Origin of the sequence: Moraxella sp. HMSC061H09 (assembly GCF_001809255.1) — a bacterium.
In the GTDB taxonomy this organism is placed as follows: domain Bacteria; phylum Pseudomonadota; class Gammaproteobacteria; order Pseudomonadales; family Moraxellaceae; genus Moraxella; species Moraxella catarrhalis.
Genome location: NZ_KV796825.1, coordinates 1 through 436, shown reverse-complemented (window position 1 = coordinate 436; position 436 = coordinate 1). Strand labels below are relative to the sequence as shown.

Genomic DNA, 436 nt, shown 5'->3' with positions numbered 1-436 from the left:
TCTAGGCTTTCCTAAATTTACAACACCATTTACACCTTCAGCAATATATGGAATTGTTTGGTTTTTGATTGCTGCTACACCGCCATTAAGGTAGGTGTACATGCTTAATTCCATTTGGATTAGCATCTCCTTCATGCCACCATAAGAAACCATGTAATAGTCTTTGGCCATTCTTAATATAGCGTTACAAGATGCATCGGTATTTTTGCAATATCCTATATAATGTTTGTATATTTGATTAACACTTGATTCTCAATCTTGAATCTGCACATCATTTAGACCAGCATTCTTTTTATAGCTAACCTGTTTCCATTTTTGCATGATGGTGCTACAGCTAGTGGCTGGGCCTCCGCAGTATTTGATATATTCTTCTACAAACTCTTTATCTTCATCTGAGCCAAGCCCAAGAATACCTCTTGAAAGATGATTCCACCTC

Annotated in this window: 1 protein-coding gene; it reads right to left on the bottom strand. The window is 36.9% G+C overall.

The window, feature by feature from the left end:
• Window positions 1-252 precede the first annotated feature (252 nt).
• A partial coding sequence (locus HMPREF2573_RS09385; protein WP_210383680.1) for a hypothetical protein occupies window positions 253-436 on the bottom strand: 184 nt, incomplete at its 5' end.